General features: G+C 53.5%; 16 protein-coding genes. 12 read left to right on the plus strand and 4 right to left on the minus strand.

What is annotated here, in order from left to right; genetic code table 11:
- Together H7995_RS26575 and H7995_RS26580 are read left to right on the plus strand one after the other, a co-directional pair.
- Positions 1 to 1209, plus strand: a 1209-nt coding sequence (locus tag H7995_RS26575) for a toprim domain-containing protein (RefSeq protein WP_342345341.1), incomplete at its 5' end; no start/stop codon positions are given.
- Positions 1210 to 1437: 228 nt separating this feature from the next.
- Positions 1438 to 1893: a YcbK family protein gene (locus H7995_RS26580; RefSeq protein ID WP_244647827.1), complete on the plus strand. Its 456-nt coding sequence runs from the start codon at positions 1438 to 1440 to the stop codon at positions 1891 to 1893.
- A 43-nt stretch (positions 1894 to 1936) separates the two neighbouring features.
- Here H7995_RS26580 and H7995_RS26585 read toward each other — a convergent pair whose 3' ends face one another.
- The 4 genes from H7995_RS26585 to H7995_RS26600 all read right to left on the minus strand — a co-directional run bounded on the left by H7995_RS26585 (position 1937) and on the right by H7995_RS26600 (position 6841).
- On the minus strand, positions 1937 to 2842 hold the full coding sequence (locus H7995_RS26585) for a hypothetical protein (protein WP_206684755.1): 906 nt from the start codon (positions 2840 to 2842) through the stop codon (positions 1937 to 1939).
- Between the two features lie 10 nt (positions 2843 to 2852).
- A complete protein-coding gene (locus H7995_RS26590) occupies positions 2853 to 4115 on the minus strand; it encodes a type IV secretory system conjugative DNA transfer family protein (RefSeq protein WP_185819180.1) in 1263 nt (420 codons plus the stop codon).
- The gene (locus H7995_RS26595; protein ID WP_185819181.1) at positions 4108 to 5871 is read right to left on the minus strand and encodes a type IV secretory system conjugative DNA transfer family protein; all 1764 of its coding nucleotides are present in this window, start codon (positions 5869 to 5871) and stop codon (positions 4108 to 4110) included. Before H7995_RS26595 ends, H7995_RS26590 begins: the two co-directional genes overlap by 8 nt.
- A 64-nt stretch (positions 5872 to 5935) precedes the next feature.
- On the minus strand, positions 5936 to 6841 hold the full coding sequence (locus H7995_RS26600) for a hypothetical protein (protein WP_185819182.1): 906 nt from the start codon (positions 6839 to 6841) through the stop codon (positions 5936 to 5938).
- Positions 6842 to 7065: 224 nt separating this feature from the next.
- On the opposite strand from H7995_RS26600, the gene H7995_RS26605 reads away from it, so the two are divergent.
- The 10 genes from H7995_RS26605 (at position 7066) to H7995_RS26650 (ending at position 15502) form a co-directional block, all read left to right on the plus strand.
- The gene (locus tag H7995_RS26605) at positions 7066 to 7677 is read left to right on the plus strand and encodes an OmpA family protein (protein WP_185819183.1); all 612 of its coding nucleotides are present in this window, start codon (positions 7066 to 7068) and stop codon (positions 7675 to 7677) included.
- Positions 7674 to 7958, plus strand: coding sequence for a type IV conjugative transfer system protein TraL (gene traL / locus H7995_RS26610; protein ID WP_185819184.1), 285 nt, complete (start codon positions 7674 to 7676; stop codon positions 7956 to 7958). The genes H7995_RS26605 and traL overlap by 4 nt, the downstream gene beginning before the upstream one ends.
- Before the next feature lie 63 nt (positions 7959 to 8021).
- A complete protein-coding gene (locus tag H7995_RS26615; RefSeq protein ID WP_185819185.1) occupies positions 8022 to 8654 on the plus strand; it encodes a TraE/TraK family type IV conjugative transfer system protein in 633 nt (210 codons plus the stop codon).
- Positions 8651 to 9496 carry a TraK domain-containing protein gene (locus H7995_RS26620; protein WP_185819186.1) on the plus strand — a complete coding sequence of 282 codons (846 nt, stop codon included), beginning with the start codon at positions 8651 to 8653 and terminating at the stop codon, positions 9494 to 9496. The genes H7995_RS26615 and H7995_RS26620 overlap by 4 nt, the downstream gene beginning before the upstream one ends.
- Before the next feature lie 2 nt (positions 9497 to 9498).
- On the plus strand, positions 9499 to 10701 hold the full coding sequence (locus tag H7995_RS26625; RefSeq protein WP_185819187.1) for a TraB/VirB10 family protein: 1203 nt from the start codon (positions 9499 to 9501) through the stop codon (positions 10699 to 10701).
- A 14-nt stretch (positions 10702 to 10715) separates the two neighbouring features.
- Complete coding sequence (gene traV, locus H7995_RS26630) at positions 10716 to 11321, plus strand: type IV conjugative transfer system lipoprotein TraV (RefSeq protein ID WP_185819188.1); 606 nt, start codon at positions 10716 to 10718, stop codon at positions 11319 to 11321.
- A 20-nt stretch (positions 11322 to 11341) separates the two neighbouring features.
- The gene (traA, locus tag H7995_RS26635) at positions 11342 to 11758 is read left to right on the plus strand and encodes a TraA family conjugative transfer protein (protein WP_244647828.1); all 417 of its coding nucleotides are present in this window, start codon (positions 11342 to 11344) and stop codon (positions 11756 to 11758) included.
- A gap of 112 nt (positions 11759 to 11870) precedes the next feature.
- The gene (gene traC, locus H7995_RS26640) at positions 11871 to 14303 is read left to right on the plus strand and encodes a type IV secretion system protein TraC (protein ID WP_185819189.1); all 2433 of its coding nucleotides are present in this window, start codon (positions 11871 to 11873) and stop codon (positions 14301 to 14303) included.
- A 168-nt stretch (positions 14304 to 14471) separates the two neighbouring features.
- Positions 14472 to 14936, plus strand: coding sequence for a hypothetical protein (locus tag H7995_RS26645; protein ID WP_185819190.1), 465 nt, complete (start codon positions 14472 to 14474; stop codon positions 14934 to 14936).
- Between the two features lie 2 nt (positions 14937 to 14938).
- The gene (locus tag H7995_RS26650) at positions 14939 to 15502 is read left to right on the plus strand and encodes a S26 family signal peptidase (protein WP_185819191.1); all 564 of its coding nucleotides are present in this window, start codon (positions 14939 to 14941) and stop codon (positions 15500 to 15502) included.
- Positions 15503 to 15518: the final 16 nt, after the last annotated feature.

Here is a 15518-nt window from a genome sequence, read left to right on the forward strand (position 1 = left end):
ATCAAAACTGGAAGCAGCACAGAATCTCGGCATTCCGGTTTGGGACGAAACGATGCTACTGGCAGCCCTTGCGAGCTGAAGATTACAGGCCCACGTAAAGCATTCCCTTGCATCAAGATTTCATCTGGAGAACCAGAAATGGCAGGTAATCAAGACCACTTCAAGCGCGATGCCCAAGGCAACGTTTACGAAGTTGACTTCAATTATGTCCGTACTCACGTGCCGCTCAACTGGTTCTTCGAGCACATGCTCGATGGAAAACCTAAACCAATGAGCGGTGCCATTCGATACGGTGTGTGTCCAAACCCGAGCTGCCAAGCTTCGTCCGTTCACTCGGTCAAAGTTTGCGTAAAAGATGACAGCTGGAAGTGCTTCAGTTGTGGGGAGCATGGCGATGTTGTGGAAGCAGCAGCTTTCTACTGGGAGAAATCCCACCGGGAAGCAGGCCTTGAGCTGATGAGGGCCGATATCGACATGCTGAAGCATTACATGCCGCCTAAACCCGAAACTGCGATTCAACGCGACGACAGCGCCTTGGCGCTTGTTCTACAAAAAGTTGCTGAAGCTGCACCGTATCCTTCAAAGCATGCTTTGGAGTACCTGGGCGGCCGCGGCATCTCAGAACGTGTTGCACGTCAGGCTTGCGAGCGAGGCATTCTGATCACGATTCCCAACGACCCCTTTCAGGCAAAAGCATTTTTGACTGACGTAGCCGGACAGGAATTGATGGAAAGGGCCGGACTCTGGAAACCCGATAAAAAGGCGCCAGCGTGTGCGTTCCGACCACTGTGGTTTCGTTCGCAGTCTCACTGTGCAGCGGAATTCAGACTGATGCGTGAACCCAAAGAAGGGGAGAAGAAAGCCATGCGTTACGGTGGCAAGTCTCCATGGATCTGGGAAGGGCAAACACCTGACGAGTACATGATTGTTGAAGGCCCGATCGACATGCTTTCCGCTGTTGAGATGGGATCAAAAAGAACTATCTTCGCCCTCCCAGGATGCGAAAACTGGGAAGCAAACTGGTTTCAAATGATGGCAGATAGAAACGTGCTAATGGCACTTGACCCTGACAAGCCAGGCTATGCCGCACTCGAAAAACTGATGCCTGTTCTGGCCGCTTTTGAAGCCAAGACAGGAATCTTCAACCCACCCAACAGGGTCGGGGACTTAAACGATCAACTCAAAGCGATGCGAGGACTCATCAAGTAACCCCCACAGCCCGGCATCTCTTGCCGGGCTTTTTTATGTACGTGTTTTGATTCATAACACGTACACATACCGCACATCCGCTGATATCATAGTCTCATCACTGCGCTAGGCTCGACCCACGTGAACCGAAGACAGCTACTTCTCTACTCCCTCGGCCTTTTATCCACCGGCATACAACCCGCCTCCGCGAGCACCAGCACGTTCTGGGATCAGCCTAGGCGCCTCTGGTTGAAGCGCGAAGTACGCCGAGGTGTGTGGGAAGAGGTAAATGAGATCTACCACCAGAACGACCGCCTTCAGTGGGCCGGCTACGTGCGTGTATGTCGCATTCTGCGCGACGTTCACACCGGCACCGCGGTGCAGATGAGTCATACGCTGTTGGACATCCTATGCGGGATCCAGGGCTGGTTCGCAATGCACGGGATTCACCTCCCGATCATCGTTACATCCGGTTATCGCAGCGAAAAAACCAACGAGGATGCCGGTGGCGTGCGCGACTCTGCTCACCTGCGTGGCGGGGCTTGTGATCTGTATGTTCAGGGCGTGCCGGTGGAGTATCTAAGACAACTGGCACTGTATCTTCAGGGTGGCGGCGTCGGCGTCTATCCAGATGCAGGCTTCATCCATGTCGACGACGGAAAATTGCGGACCTGGCGGGGAACAGCGAAGAAGGGTAGGGGTTAAACGCGGGCCAGACCCCCTTCGAGGAGGCCTGGCAATCAAAACGTCAAAACATGTTCGACCATGACACCTGGTTGGTCGAAGGTCGATTCGGAATTACCGCCATGTCGACCGCTCGCAGGGCAGGGTTACGGCCGGTGAGGTACCAACAGTCATTTTGCTGAGACAGCATGTAGCGATCAGCAAGACGCTCCAGTGCAACGCGGTATTTTTCCGTGTTCTGTCCCTTCGAGGCTTGTGCCATCAAATCCTTCGATCGAATGCCCGGCTGATTCCACGCCGCCCGTGCCAGATCGTAGCCTTCATCACCGCTCATGATGTAGATCTCATCAGCTACCGCTTCTGGAACCGGATCAATCAAGAACGGGAACTCCACAGGAAAGACATACCAGCGGCGCCAGAACTCATAGTGAATACGCAACCTGATGACGTCTTTTCGCGCCCCCAGGACTTCGCAGCATCGGTCGAATGACCACTCACCCAGGGTCGGGCCAAAGACCCATTGAGCCGCCTTCACGTAGTCGTCAGGCTTCATCTTTTTGGCAAAGAGTGCCTCTACGTTTGCCTTGACGATACGAAACGCAAGCCGCGGAACACCAGCTTCGAAGTCCTCTTCGTCTAGGCGACGAAGGGACTCTTCTTTTACTGTTCGTCTTTGCGATCCAAGGTTCGGTAGATTATTGAGTGCGGTGAGAGCAAGTTCTTGAGCAAAAGGACGTGGCTCGACCACAGCTTCGTCACCACCCAGAAAATCCACTTGAGCATCGTTGAGGCTGTCGCCAAAATCGAAGGCGTCAAGACCTTCGAAAATATTGGCGCTATCAAAGCTCTCAAGCCAGTTACGAACATCCCCAGGATCAGCAATATCGCTACCATCGCCAGTATGAACTTCAGGTCCGTACTCATAGTCCGCGTCCTCAATCCCTTTGTGCTGCATAGTTAGATCATTCATTCGAGTGCCCTCAAACTGGAACTGTCTGGGTAAATTGGTCCGCCCCAGTCAGGGGTTCGTGAAAGAAGCGCAGTGGCCGCGGAAGGTCGGCCGCTGCCCATTTACTCTCCGGTTGTGCTGCACGGGCATCACCCCATTGCACATGGCTTCCATCTGTGACTGCGACATATTGCGTAGCACTGAACGCCAACATCCGCTCGACCATTGCCCCTGTCCCGGCGCCGCCGTCCTGACTCAAAAACTTCAGGTACAACTGTGCAGTGGCCTCGGTGTTTGGTCTGAAGAAGACAAGACTCCGGGCCCGGCTGAGGCAGACTTCGCGAAGGTCAATCGATTCCCTGCCAAGGTCGACCAACGAGGGCGCCGAGATCAAAACCCTCAGAAACTGTTCGCTTTCAGCCGCCAGCAAGCGCTCAACGCATGGGTCATTACAGCCACCAGCATCCGTGAAAACCGCAAGAGCTGGCACTTTGGGAGTCAACTCGCGATCAGCAAGCCGGCCAACTGCATCAGCCAAGTTCGCAATCACGATTCGACGGAGATTTGAGGACGCAGCCCCCCGGCCGATGTAGGGTGCGGCAAGGTAGATGACCTTTCCGGATGCGATCGCCTCATGAAGGACCAGATCGGGTTTGTAGCTGTTGAAAATTTCCCCCAGCCGGCCGGTACCGAGCATGCACATGCTCCCGGCAAGTCCTGAGTACTGCGCTTTGAGCAGGGAAGGGCAGATAGTGGCCTCAGCGTCACGGAAGGGCAGTAGCGCCGCTTCCAGTGCCCGCAGCTCCTCAGAGGCGGGGAACGCCTCACCAATGAAGCCTTCCAGCGAGGCAATCGCGTCGGGCTTCATGACGAACATTCCAAGATCAAGGAACGAGTAGGGGATGTTGCCGAGCTGAAGACACGCAATAATCGCTTCCAGCAGCCCGGCACTGCCGATGTCGTTCGTGTCGTGGTTCGCGATGAAGTTCATTACCTGGCTGGCGATATTCGCGGGAGAACTGTGAAGCACCGGATTGTAGGTATGGCTGGTTGCAGGCTTGGCAGGGTTGATCACCAATAAATCGGCCTCGCGACCAGCCAGATGGCAGGCGTCGAGCAAAGTTTCGAGCATTGGCTCTTCGATCGAGGAGCCCAAGACTATCACCGCACCACCTGCTGAGATCTGTTTGCCCAGCATGCCGGCGATCAGCTGTTCCTGACCGGTGCTTCGCTCATCAAGGACGAGTACATGCCCGCCGGTGGCCACTTCTGCCATCGGGTTTTCGTTATTCATCTGCTAACTCCTTTACGGCTTTGCGACCGCCAGTAGGCTTACCGCTTCCACCGAGGTATTTGTCGCTGTTTTTGAAGTAGTCCGCACCTTCAACAGGCGCTTTCCGGAAATGGTTGATACGGATACGGCCAATCTCTTTTTGAAGTTTTTTATCGATGGTGATCATCGGTACCCGGACGTTAAAGATCTGGTCGCCGCCGTACTGGATGATGCATTCGCCTTTGCCGAGGGCCTTCAGGTCGTCGGGGCTGACCTTATATTCTTCCTGCTCTCGCTCTCCTTCGGAGATGCCGGCAGCGGCACCGGTGCCGCCCTCTGGTGCCACATTCAGAAGTGGGGTGCTGCTGCTTTCGTTCTGCGTGCCACTGAGCGATTTGGTAATCCCAATTTTCATACCGATCAGATCGGCGCACTCGACGGCGGTAGCTTGGGTCCCGATCTTGAAAAAAATCTTGGTCCACGTGTTACCGATGATCATCTCCTTGAAGTCAGGCGACACAACATCAAGGTTGGCCAGCGTCTGGGCTGCGGGAAGCAAGGCCATTTGCGCGGATCGACCTTGCTCAAAAGGCCGTGCCAATGAATGAACGGCGTAACTGCCGAGCTCATCCATGAAGTTCAAGTGCGGGGGATTCGGACGCTCTTCTTCTGGAAGTGCCTGCACCCAGGAAATCGCTGTACGGAAGTCCCCTAGAAACATCTTGCCGAAGTTGGACGCTGCTTCGTTCTTACCCATGGTGGGCAGAGCGACGTAGATGATCTTCTTAGCTCGGATGGCTTCGAATAGATCGATGTCGGGGGTATAGGTGTTCAATACCTCACCGAATTTGCCGGTGCCGAACATGTACATCCGGCCGGCAAGCCCCCCGAATGTTTCCTTCATCCGTTTAATGTCGACCATGTTTTCGAGGCCAGGCTTGTTCATGCCGCCGACCTTGTATTGCTCAAGAAAAAGCGAAAGATTTTTGGTAGCCGGGTTGTGAGGCTGGGATTTCTTCAGGCGAGTCTCGAGTTCCTCGATCGCTTTGTGGTTCATCAGCAGGATCGTGAAATCGATAAAATTGTAGGCAAGGCCCGCGGCTTGAAATGCGGCAACCAGGGTAGCAATGCCTTGGTTCGCCGACTGCTTATAGTGGTCTGCGCCGGGGTTGTTCTCCGTGGATGGAATGATCGACAAAATCCGTGCAGCGACTTCATCGGGATCGCCCCTGAGAATGGGGTTGTATGTGTTGCTCATATCGGGGTTACCCGGATTAAGAATGAGCAGATCTTGCTCACGCCCAGCCCAGCAGCAGTACTGATAGATGGTCTGAATGTCTTCGGCATTCATTTTGCCGTCAATAAACGTCAGCCCCCCGCCACGCTGGATCTGCTGGAACATCAGCAATTTACCCAGGACTGTCTTTCCCACGCCGGACTGGCCCAGGATAAAACCGTGACGCATCAGGTCTTCATCAGGGATGTGAACCGGACTGCCCGTGTCGGTCGTATAACCCACCAGCATTCCATCCGGTCGCACCAAGTCAGTCGCTGACCTGATGTTGATTTTGGAATCGAGTAGCAACTGGTCCTTCCAGAACTGGAACAGCCTATTACCAATGTAGGCACCGCCTGCCGCCCCCAAGGCGAGCGGCAAGCTGGAGGGCACCGATCCAAAATAAGGGGAGGTCAGTATCCCACCAGCACCGATTGTACTCAGCGCCAGGGTGTCAAATGACCCTCCAATTTTCGATCGTAAAATCTTTTCCATGCTCATCGAGGACAACCTTTAGCTGCGCATAAAAAAACCCGACCACCAAAAGGTGACCGGGTTGTGGGGGTTATAAAAAAATGCTCTTAGGCGCTGCGTTCTCACCAGCCCCATCTTGAGCTGGTTCCTGCGATGCATCAGCAATTCGCAGCAATGGCGATTGCAAAAGCGTTTGGATTTCCATCTGAGTCAGCCCAGCATCTTGCTCAATCTGTGCACGCGCAGCAGGAATGTTGCCTACTTGCTGACCTTTATCCTGAAATTCCTGGAGTCGGGTTTTGTAGCCCAAATAACGCGAAGATAATTCCGTTCCAACTGGCGTAGATCCTATGGAGTTCTGATGTTGAGAATCAGCAGTTGTTGCGGTTTCAGTCGATGTCATTCCGGTAGCCGGGCTACCCGCAGCTTCCATCTTGGCCTTTAGGCCCGTGACGTATTTATGGTCATCGAATTTGCCCATGTAGACATCTGCACTGAACCCCAACAACGAAAGGCATTTGGACGTAGCGTCAGTAACGCTTTTCTTTGCGTGGTCCTCGTCGCTGGAGATGGTCCCGTAGGCATCCCGAGAGAGGAAGGACGTTGCGCCGAACTGCTTGATCGAACCGCGTTTGCCTCCGTAGATGTACCAGAGCTCAAGGTAGACCTTGTGAATGATTTCACGACCGAGCAAGCGGCCGTCTTTATCAAAGCCCAACGGGCCACCCTCAACGTAACTTTCACTGATGAGTTCAGTTCCCCATCCAAGCCCGTGCGGCCCAAAAATCTGGGTTGCTCTCATGGCTTGATAGGTGGGGGATACAGCGGTGCCCTGAAAGCCACCTTTGTTGAAAGACTTTGTTAAGTCCGGATCCGTTTCTTGAACCTGGAGCCACACATTCAGACCGATCGAAGCCGCGGGAGCACCAGGCTCCGATGGCTTGCATTCGTTGCTTGCCGGACCCGCGGTGGATGCTGCTTCTGATGTGGATTGCATTTTTAAACTCCTACGTCGCTGCAAAGAGTGAATACCTAATGCAGGGGTATGACGCACAGCAGCTAATAAGGTAGGGGTTAGGATCGAACGGTATTGCCGACCAAGATTTGCAATACTTAACACGTCACTATATTTTAGGTAGCAACAGAACCTATTGCAACAAAAAGGCGACTGACTGTATTATCGCTACGTGTTACGACGCAAAACAACCAACGAGTATCCCTATGACCACCAAAATCCGAGCCTTAATGGTTGCTTCGCTCGCCCTTGTTGCCAGCACTGCCGGCGCCGTTGACGTGCGCGAAGTAGTGATTCCGGACTCGGTGGGCGTAGCGGTCGAACCTGCACATCAGGCACATGTCCTTGGTGAAGCTATCCGTGATAGCCAGGTCAAGCGCACGCCCACCATCTGGATCGTTACCGAGCCATCGCGCACTCGCGCCCTGATGCCAGAAGAAGAAGCGAGACTGGACGCCATCGACGCAGAGGCGGCAGAAGCTGCGCGTCACGTGCGGACTACTCTCTTGTTTGGTTTCGACAAAAGCAGTCCAGCTGAGTGGGCGGCTCTCGAGAGCTCGATCAGCGACGCCCTGCGTACAGGCAGTGTCGTAAAGTTGGTCGGACATGCGGACGATGTTGGCAGCGACGCCTACAACCAGCGGCTCTCGGAAAATCGCGCAATTTCCGTCGCCCGCTATCTGATTAAACGAGGCGTGAACAAAAAGAACATCAAAGTCGCCGGCCGGGGTAAGCGGGATCCGGTATCCATCGTTGACAGCTCGATGAACCGTCGCGTGGAAGTGGATGTTGTCAAAGCTGCGGGGAAAACTCTTTGAAAGAGATCGACATCCCGCGCTACGTCGATAGCCAGACACAATTGCTGTTTTGGGAAATCGACGAAGCCGTAATCTTCATTGGCTGCTTAGGTGCAGGCATCGCAATTGGTGGCTGGGCAACAATCGCCTCTCTGATCGGGGGCTGGTATGCAGTTAAGCGCTTCAAACGGTTCAAAAATGGCGCACTCGACGGCATTTTGCAGCATCTGTGCTACTGGGCCGGAGTCATGCCGCTTAATAAGCACTATCAGGACTCCTCTAAACGAGACTTCTTTCTCTAAGAAGTTTTGATTTATAAATATGCATACGTGTTATGAATCCGTTTAAGGCCCAAGGGTTTAAAAATGAAGCTTAAAAGTCTAATCGGTACGATGGAAGGGCTGTCGTCATTTGCCAAATTGAACGCCACGGCCAATACATTTTTGGCCGTCGCGGTGTGCGCCTTGGCAATCAACCAGTTGGGGCAGCATGAAACCACGCGACTGATCCCGCCAAACCTGGACAAAGAAGTAAAGATCAGCTGGAGCAGTGCAGACGAGGAGTACCTGAAGTCCTTCGGCCTGTACGCCTCTGTGCTGATGGGCAACGTCACCCCAAAAAACGTGAACTTCGTTGCTGATTCGGTCAGTGCCTTCGTCGATCCGGCGATCTACCCCGAAGTGCGCAAAAAAATGTTCATTCTCGCCAACGACCCGGTGTTCAACACCAACGCCGGCTCGGTCGTTTGGTCAGCGTCGAAGACCAGCTACGAAAAAGAGACTTCGAAGGTCTTCGTCGTCGGAACGATGGAATCCCGCAGCGCCACCGGTCAAGTCAAACCGGAAGTCGCCGTAGTTGAGTACGTCATGAAAATTCGCGACGGCCGCCCCGTTATCGAGGCGTTCGATACCTACCCCGGCTCCAACCCTAAAACCCTCAAGTGGATCCAGGCACACCCACCGAAGCCAGCCGAACAAACCAAGGAGACGATTCAGTGAAACGCTCAGCCATTGCTCTCATTGTGCTGGTCTCCCTTCAAGCGACGGTTGCTGTTGCTGATGGGACGGCCAACTTCAACCTGCCGCCGGTACCGACCGCCCAGAAACGAATCAAAGGCGTCGAAGCCCAACCATTGCCCGGTCTCGGCCTCATGCCAGGTAATAAAGAGGACGCCCGCACCCAAGTTGTTCGCGTCGGCTCTGATCGTAATGAAATTGTCTATGTGTCGAGCGTTCTGCCGAACCGGATTTCTACGCCTTTCTCCGAACCACGGGCGGTCGACCAGCAGAAAGACGACGTCGACATCTCGCCGGTCGGTCAATCCCTGTACGTAACCATGAAGCCAACCGGAAAATCGGTTGCACTTTACGTTACAGGCTCGAATCCGAACGACCCTGTGATTTCTCTTACGCTGGTTCCAAAGGAAATGCCGCCGCAAACCATCGTTCTCCAATTGGATAAAGCTCAAGCCGACACCGGCAGCAAATCCGAGGCGGAGCATGCTCCGGACAGCAACGTCTATACCGACAATATTCGGTACATCCTGCGCGAAGCAGCACTTGGCAAAACCCCCGAAGGCTTCAGTGAAGGGCCACTTCCATCAGCTGCGGCGAATATCGGCAACGTAATCGCGTACCCGAAAGTCCGTTATTCCGGCCCGACGTACGATATCTATCGTTATACGATTCTGGGCACCACTCCAAATGACGTTGATCTGGACGAAGGCACTTTTTATAGCGAGGGCGTTCGAGCTGTTTCGTTCTTCCCAACTGCCACGTTGAGAAACGGGAAAACAACCGAAGTTTTCATCGTCTCTGATAAATCGGCGACTGGGGATTAACAATGGCACTTAAAGACAATCTCAATACCTGGTGGCAGGACCTGAACCCGCGCTGGCGTCAAGTAATAGCCATCGGCGGCCTGTTAGTTGCGCTAATGTTGGTCGGTTCAGTTCTGGTAGGTGGAGGCAAGCCCTCCGTACGCAAGAAACTTGAGCCACTCAATGAAACAAATTTGATGTTGCCTAAAGGGAACAACAACACACCAGAACAGCTGTACGCAAAAATTGAAGCTCAAGAAAAAGAAACAAGAACAATTGCTGCTCAATTACAACAGGAAAAGGACGCCCGAACAGCTGATAAGCTTCGCGAATTGGAAGAGCAACAACGGAATAAAAATGATTCTGTGACCCAGGATGCTTTGGTTGAACTAAAGCGGTTGACTCAACGGCTTGACGATCTCGAAAAACGCGGGCCAACCAGTGGTTCCACTCCAGCGCTGAATTCCCCGCTTCCAGGTTATGAACACTTGGCAGGCACCGGCGTTCCCGCTCCAGAAGTAAAACCGGAAGGCCCAAAGTTACGCATCACAGGTGATAACCTCCAGAACAAACGAGAAGCACCAAAGCGTGACGAAAAGCCTGTGCCTGCTTTGTCTGCCGGCTCCTTTTTTGAAGCAATATTGCTGAACGGTATGGATGCTCCAACCAGCGCCACCACCCAGAAAAATCCAGTTCCAACAACGCTGCGTATCAAAACTGAGGCAATGCTACCCAACAAGTACCGGGTTGATATCAAAGAATGTTTCGTACTTGCTTCGGGTTATGGCTCTCTTTCTAGCGAGCGGGCGATCCTGCGAACCGAGACCATTTCGTGCGTTCGTAAAGACGGCAAAATCATTGAGTCGAAAATCGAAGGTTATATTGTCGGTGAAGACGGCCGTGCTGGTATGCGAGGACGCCTCGTTTCCAAGCAAGGTCAAATGATCGCCAAAACCTTAGTTGCTGGTGGCTTGTCTGGTTTTGCGCAAGCTATGACGCCTCAAAACGTTCCACAACTTAACCTGAATCCTGGCGGAACAGTTTCAACTCAAACAGCCGACACTTCCAGCATTCTGCAAACCGGTGTCGCGAAAGGCTTCACAACGTCCGCAAACGAAGTTGCCAAGTTTTACATGGAAATGGCCCGAGAAATGACTCCAGTCGTTGAAGTCGATGCTGGTCGCAAGGTCACCATCATGTTGGTTAAAGGATTCGAGCTGAAATGAATAAGGGGAACCAGATGAAACGTATTGCAATTATCGGCGCACTGTTACCTATCGCATTGCTCAGTGGATGTTCGTCATGGTTCAACACCGCTGGCGACGATGAATTTTCATGCCCGGGCATGCCCCAAGGAATCATCTGCAAATCGCCGATGGCCGTTTATAAATCCACCAATCAAATGCCGGCCCTGAAGGACAGTGACATGCCGATTGGTCAGAAAGTGCCAAACGTCAAATACGGTAACGATGTGGGAAAGACTGCGAGCTCTGAGCATAGCCTGAAAGCTTCAAACGGTATGCCAGGGCCACAAGTTGCCGATCTTGCTCGCCCTGTACGCGTGCCTGCACAGGTCATGCGCATTTGGATCGCGCCGTGGATCGACAGCAAAGACGATCTCCACTTTCCGTCGTACCTGTTTACCGAAGTGCAACCTCGCACCTGGACATTCGGCAAAACCGAATTTGCAGGCCAGGGGATGGTTGTGCCTCACCGCGAGCTCGCCGCCGTACCGCCTGTCAACGCCAAAGTCCCGGCACGTCAATCCGAGGAAAAACAACCCCAGGATTATGGTCCGGAAACAACGGCCGCAATCCCATCAACCACCGACATCAACCTGAATTAATCACAACTGGGAGCTTCACAATGAACGTACAAACCACCCCTCTCAAAAACAAATTGGCTGTAGCCGTCCTCGGCCTGGCCGCGGCTGTAGGCTTCACCACGAACGTACAAGCCAACATTCAAGTCGAAAACAAAATGGCAGCACCTTTCGCCAAAATCGACAAAAAAGCCATGCTTGTAATGGCCGCAATCGGCCTGGCCGCCGCTGTAGATGTCACCGCCGGTTCCGACTCAACCTTCACCACGATCGTGACCAACCTGGACGACTGGATGACCGGCTCTCTGGGTAAGGTATTTGCTCTGGGCGCACTGGGTACCGGTCTGGCGATCGGCGTCGTGAAGCAGTCGGTGATGTCGGTAGTGACCGGCGTTGCCGTTGCCCTGTCCGCCAGTGTGGGCCCTGGTGTTCTGACCAACATCTTCACCGCCACTCTGTAAGTCCCTCAAAGGCGCACTGGCCTCCAGTGCGCCTATTTAACTGGCTCTGCCTGCGGGTTGCCCTCCAGGCCTTCCAAAGCCTACTCAACCACTCTCCAAGGCGAACAGTGCTATGGCAGCCTCCAAAGCAACGATTAAAGGTAATCGGACTACCATCCCTCATGCAAAACTCACCGTTCGGGCGGTCGACACTGACACCAAGGTATTTTTCTGCTCTGATGGAACTGAACACTATCTCGGCGCGTGCTTTGTCTCCGACGCTTTGACCGGTGCAAGTGCATCGACCGTGGACAAATTGCAATCCGCGTTGAGCATGAGTTTTCCACCAGGCTCATTCATCCAGATCGGTATGCTGGCAAGTCCAGATGTCGGCGAGTACATCGACGCCTACGTCAACAACAAGCCTAACTCCACACCGATCCTGAGAGCCCTAACTAAGCAGCACGCGAATTTGATCAGCAGTGGGGTCGATACCCCGCTGGTCGAACGCAGTGGCGTCATGCTCAATCGTCAGCGAGTAATCGTCACTGTCAAATTCCCATGCCGTAACGAGCGGCCTGAAGACGTTGATATCGCCAACACGAAAGAAACAGCCGATCGAATCACCGAAGCGCTGAAGGCTGCATCGCTGAATTTGTTTCAGTTGGATGCCGTCGCCTACTTGGTGATCATGCGCATCATCACCAAGCTATGGGATGCACCGCGGTCCCACTACGACGAAGCCAAGTTGCTCAAGGACCAAATCTACTACCCGGGCGACTCAATCAACTATGACGACCCTTCCACCATCAAATTCAACGAAGGAGATCATTACGCTAAAGCTTTGAGCGTGAAGTTTTTCCCACAACGTACGAGCCTGGCGATCATGAATCATATGATCGGCGACCCCGGCGGCCTCTCCAACCAGATCACCGATCCGTATTACATGGTTCTGACCCTTCACTATCCAGACCAGGTGGTAAAGGTAGATGAAGTAAAAAACACGTCTTCGATCATTAACCACCAGGTATTCGGTCCGACCGCTCACCTCATTCCAATTCTGGGCTACAAGAAGAAAGGCGTGGATACGCTTGTCCACGAGATCGAAGGCAAAGGCGCCATTGTCGTAGAAGTAAACTTCACAATATTCCTGTTCTCGCGCAGTCTCGAGCGTCTGAACAAACTGTCCTCAGGGCTTCAGGCTTATTACACATCCCTCGCATTTGAACTCCGGGAAGACCGACGGATCCTCGAGGCCCTGTGGAATAATCTACTGCCGCTGAACACCACGCGTGAAGGCACGAAGAACCTATTCCGCTTCCACACCATGGGGGTTCGCCACGCTGTGCAGTTTCTGCCAATCCTCGGTGAATGGACCGGCAGCGGAATGAGTGGCGCCATGCTGCTGCTCACCCGTCGTGGCCAGCCAGCCCTGATTGACCTGTACGATTCCACAACGAACTTCAGCGGAATAGTCTTTGCTGAGGCCGGTGCTGGCAAGTCCTTCCTTACCCAAAAAATTGTGGCCGACTACCTCGCATCAGGTGCGAAGGTTTGGGTAATTGACGCGGGCCGCAGTTACCTCAAACTCTGCAAGAGTGTCGGGGGCGAGTTCATCGAGTTTCGTCCTGAATCGGATGTTTGTCTGAACCCATTTACTCACATCGAAGATCTCGAAGAGGAAATGGACATCCTGAAGGCAACCATCGCCAAGATGGCAGCGCCTGAAGACATCCTGGACGATTACCAACTGTCCCGCATCGAGCAGGCGATCCACAGCGTTTACACCAAGTTCGGTAACAGCGCCAATATTCGCGCTGTCGCCGAATGGTTCATCTCGCAGTCCGACGACCCCGAATGCCTGCGCCTTGGCCGCCAGCTGTTCCCGTTCGCAGGCGGTCAGTTCACGCGCTGGTTTGAAGGTGAAAACAACCTCGACATGAGCAACGCATTCATCTGCATGGAGCTGAGCGACCTGAAGGGTCGGCCAGCGCTTCAGCAGGTGGTCTTGCTGCAATTGATCTCCCGGATCAACCACGACATGTACAAGTCGCAGATGGGGCAGCGGGGCCGCAAGAAAATCCTGATTGTCGACGAGGCGTGGGAGCTGCTCGATGACCCCATGATGGCGAAAGCGATGATCGCGGCATACCGGAAAGCCCGAAAAGAAGATGGCGCAGTGCTCGTTGTTACGCAATCGATCGGTGACGTTTACGCATCGAAAAACTGCGAAGCCATTGCGGCGAACTCGGCCTGGCAGTTCATCCTCCAGCAGAAAGCCGAATCCATCGATTCGGCAATCGACAGCAAGCAATTCAAGATTGAAGCGTATGGCCAGCACATGCTTAAGTCTGTCCACACGATGCCCGGTAAGTACAGTGAGATCATGGTGAAACGCAGTGATACCGACTGGGGGATTGTCCGACTCGTGGTGGACCAATTCCACAACGTGATGTTCTCCACCAAAGGGCCTGCTCGGAACGAAATTCTCGACCAGCTGGACCAAGGCGTGGATGCCGTTGATGCCGTAAACAACTTCATTGAGCGCGAGGCGGCCAACGCGTAAACGTTGCTGCCATCCCCCCTTCAAGGCGCTCAATTTGGCCCGGATTCCCCGGGCCTTTTTTTGCCTAAAATTTGTTTCAGATTCTTAGATCGTATTGGCACGTGTTATGATTTATTATCTTGCAACTTTCCACCGAAACTACGCAGCAGCGACCAGAGGCCGGCCAGAATGACAGATGAAAAAAACCCAACTCCTGAGATCTCGAGAGAGAACGTCCATGTGGAGCCAGAGGATATTCGCAGCAAGCCAGAGCTCGAGAAAAAAACCAGAACAGGACAGGGCGGTGTTTCTTTCCTGACCTCTGCTGTGATCGCCATGGCCTTTTCTGCTTTCAGCAGTTTTCTCTCCTACCACTACGCCACTGTGAACCAGGCCGCTTCCGTGCAAATTGTCTTGGTAGATGGCTCAAAGCTCGCTAACGCCCAAATCAAGCAGACGCTGGGTAAGCCGGGCATGAACCCTGAACAAGCACAAGCAGACGGGCTCTCGTTCGTAAACGAGCTGCAAGACGCCCTGAAACCATACAGCGACGCGGGAATACTGGTCGTCAATTCGTCGGTGGTGATGAATGTTCCTGATGGGCTCAACATCACCAAGCAGGTAGCTCAACGACTGGGCCTAACCCTGGAGTGATCATGAAAGCAAAAACTTTCAGAGCACGTCTGTTGGCTCTCTTTGTGCTGCTGCGCAATGACAAGCCACGCCTATTGTTTCTACGCAATTCCATGATTGGTATCACCGCAACATTCATCGTCGCCATCGCGAGTGTTACTGCCTTTCGCCAGGATTACCGCATCGGCGTAGATCTCGCTTCCGTTCGGTGCCTACCGTGGCGGTTGTATTTCATTACCTACGGCATACCACAAGAACTGAAGGTAGGCGACTACGTCGCATTTGTGCCTGCGGATGGGCTGATGGGCTCACATTTTGAGGGCAAAACAGTCGGCAAAATGATCGCCGGTCTGCCGGGTGACAAACTCGTGGTTAAAGGCAACATCGCATACATCGGTGGACGCCTGATCGGCGAGCTGGACCTGACAGAAAAGCTCGGAAAGAAACCGGGCGACTTTGATCGGGTGGAGATAGTCCCTCCCGGAAAGGTATTGGTGGTCGGCACTGAACCTCGTAGCTATGACGGGCGGTATTGGGGCTTTCTGGATCAAAAGCTAATTATCGGCAGGGTAGGGCCAATTATCTAATGATCGAGCTCTTCGA

The sequence above is a fragment of the Pseudomonas kielensis genome (genome assembly GCF_014236655.1).
Taxonomy (GTDB): Bacteria; Pseudomonadota; Gammaproteobacteria; order Pseudomonadales; family Pseudomonadaceae; genus Aquipseudomonas; species Aquipseudomonas kielensis.

Bases quoted from the DNA above. Each gene is read 5' to 3' on its own strand.
- H7995_RS26605 (WP_185819183.1), top strand. From the start codon at position 7,066: ATGACCACCAAAATCCGAGCCTTAATGGTTGCTTCGCTCGCCCTTGTT.
- H7995_RS26590 (WP_185819180.1), bottom strand. From the start codon at position 4,115: ATGAATAACGAAAACCCGATGGCAGAAGTGGCCACCGGCGGGCATGTA.
- traA (WP_244647828.1), top strand. From the start codon at position 11,342: ATGAACGTACAAACCACCCCTCTCAAAAACAAATTGGCTGTAGCCGTC.
- traV (WP_185819188.1), top strand. From the start codon at position 10,716: ATGAAACGTATTGCAATTATCGGCGCACTGTTACCTATCGCATTGCTC.
- H7995_RS26585 (WP_206684755.1), bottom strand. From the start codon at position 2,842: ATGAATGATCTAACTATGCAGCACAAAGGGATTGAGGACGCGGACTAT.
- H7995_RS26625 (WP_185819187.1), top strand. From the start codon at position 9,499: ATGGCACTTAAAGACAATCTCAATACCTGGTGGCAGGACCTGAACCCG.
- H7995_RS26595 (WP_185819181.1), bottom strand. From the start codon at position 5,871: ATGAGCATGGAAAAGATTTTACGATCGAAAATTGGAGGGTCATTTGAC.
- traC (WP_185819189.1), top strand. From the start codon at position 11,871: ATGGCAGCCTCCAAAGCAACGATTAAAGGTAATCGGACTACCATCCCT.
- H7995_RS26645 (WP_185819190.1), top strand. From the start codon at position 14,472: ATGACAGATGAAAAAAACCCAACTCCTGAGATCTCGAGAGAGAACGTC.
- H7995_RS26650 (WP_185819191.1), top strand. From the start codon at position 14,939: ATGAAAGCAAAAACTTTCAGAGCACGTCTGTTGGCTCTCTTTGTGCTG.
- H7995_RS26615 (WP_185819185.1), top strand. From the start codon at position 8,022: ATGAAGCTTAAAAGTCTAATCGGTACGATGGAAGGGCTGTCGTCATTT.
- H7995_RS26600 (WP_185819182.1), bottom strand. From the start codon at position 6,841: ATGCAATCCACATCAGAAGCAGCATCCACCGCGGGTCCGGCAAGCAAC.